At 69.3% G+C, this 1,814-nt stretch carries 3 protein-coding genes; 1 reads left to right on the top strand and 2 read right to left on the bottom strand.

Annotated features, from left to right (window positions below; all coding sequences use genetic code 11):
- The first annotated feature begins 25 nt into the window (after positions 1-25).
- Positions 26-607, top strand: coding sequence for an ATP/GTP-binding protein (locus tag B9S57_RS18195; protein ID WP_103516628.1), 582 nt, complete (start codon positions 26-28; stop codon positions 605-607).
- Positions 608-711: 104 nt separating this feature from the next.
- Here B9S57_RS18195 and B9S57_RS18190 read toward each other — a convergent pair whose 3' ends face one another.
- Together B9S57_RS18190 and B9S57_RS18185 are read right to left on the bottom strand one after the other, a co-directional pair.
- On the bottom strand, positions 712-915 hold the full coding sequence (locus B9S57_RS18190) for an acyl-CoA carboxylase subunit epsilon (RefSeq protein WP_033298621.1): 204 nt from the start codon (positions 913-915) through the stop codon (positions 712-714).
- A 62-nt stretch (positions 916-977) separates the two neighbouring features.
- Positions 978-1,814: carboxyl transferase domain-containing protein (locus B9S57_RS18185; protein WP_308457405.1), on the bottom strand; the 837-nt coding region annotated here is incomplete at its 5' end.

Here is a 1,814-nt window from a genome sequence, read left to right as displayed (position 1 = left end):
GTGACACTGCTCGAAAGGGTGCTCAGTGGACTTCGCAAGCTCTAGCGGCGGTACGGCCCGCTCCACCACCTCGGCGAAAATCGTGGTGGCAGGGGGCTTCGGCGTGGGTAAGACCACGTTTGTCGGTGCCGTTTCGGAGATCAATCCGCTGCGCACCGAAGCCGTGATGACGTCCGCCTCCGCGGGCATCGACGACCTGACCCACACCGGGGACAAGACCACCACCACGGTGGCCATGGACTTCGGACGCATCACCCTGGACCAGGACCTGATCCTCTACCTGTTCGGCACCCCCGGACAGGACCGCTTCTGGTTCATGTGGGACGACCTGGTCCGCGGCGCCATCGGCGCCGTCGTCCTCGTCGACACCCGCCGCCTCGCCGACTGCTTCCCCGCCGTCGACTACTTCGAGAACAGCGGCCTCCCCTTCGTCATCGCCCTCAACGGCTTCGACGGACACCAGCCCTACACACCCGACGAAGTACGCGAAGCACTCCAGATCGGCCCGGACACCCCGATCCTCACGACGGACGCCCGACACCGCGCGGACGCCAAGAGCGCGCTGATCACACTGGTCGAGCACGCCCTCATGGCGCGCCTGCGCTGAGCCCGCCGCCACACGGCGAAGGCCCCCTACCCCTCGGATGAGGGATACGGGGCCTTCGCCGTCGGGGGCCTCTGCGGGCCCGGGAAGGGCCTCAGTGGCCGTTCTCAGCCCTGCCAGCTGTGCGGGGCCCGGAAGCCGGGGGTGCGCTCCAGGCGGCGCCATCCGGCGGTGCTGCGGCCGCGGTGGGCCGGGGCGTCGGGCTGGGCGGCGGCGCGGGCCAGCAGGACCGCGGTGATGGCGGCGAGTTCCTCGGGGCCGGCCTGGCCCTTCTCGACGCGCAGGACCGAATCGGCGGGAGTGGCGCTCATGGTGTCTCCGTCTTCTGGGCAGGGGGTCGCGGACGTGGGCGGGGTGGCCGCCGCGGCTGCGACTACTGCGGGGGGTTGCCGTGCTTGCGGGACGGCAGGTCGGCGTGTTTGTTGCGGAGCATCGAGAGCGAGGCGATCAGTACCTCGCGCGTCTCGGCGGGGTCGATGACGTCGTCGACCAGGCCGCGCTCGGCCGCGTAGTAGGGGTGCATCAGCTCGGCCTTGTACTCCTTGACCATACGGGCCCGCATGGCTTCGGGGTCCTCGGCGTCGGCGATCTGCCGGCGGAAGATGACGTTGGCGGCACCCTCGGCGCCCATCACCGCGATCTCGTTGGTGGGCCACGCGTAGGTGAGGTCGGCGCCGATCGACTGGCTGTCCATGACGATGTAGGCACCTCCGTAGGCCTTGCGCAGGATCAGCGAGATCCTCGGCACGGTGGCGTTGCAGTACGCGTAGAGCAGCTTCGCGCCGTGCCGGATGATCCCACCGTGCTCCTGATCGACGCCGGGCAGGAAGCCGGGTACGTCCAGCAGAGTGATGAGGGGAATGTTGAACGCGTCACACATCTGGACGAAACGAGCGGCCTTCTCGGACGCCTCGATGTCCAGCACACCGGCCAGCGCCTGAGGCTGGTTGGCCACGATGCCGACGACCTGGCCGTCGAGGCGGGCCAGGGCGCACACGATGTTGCGGGCCCAGCGCTCGTGGACCTCGAGGAAGTCGCCGTCGTCGACGAGCTCCTCGATGACCTTGTGCATGTCGTACGGACGGTTGCCGTCGGCCGGGACCAGGTCCAGCAGGACGTCACCGCGCCGGTCGGCCGGGTCGTCGCTCGGTACGACGGGCGGGTTCTCCCGGTTGTTGGAGGGCAGCATCCCGATCAGGTAGCGGACCTC

Origin of the sequence: Streptomyces sp. SM10 (genome assembly GCF_002910915.1) — a bacterium.
In the GTDB taxonomy this organism is placed as follows: domain Bacteria; phylum Actinomycetota; class Actinomycetes; order Streptomycetales; family Streptomycetaceae; genus Streptomyces.
This window is presented reverse-complemented; position numbering and strand designations above follow the sequence as displayed.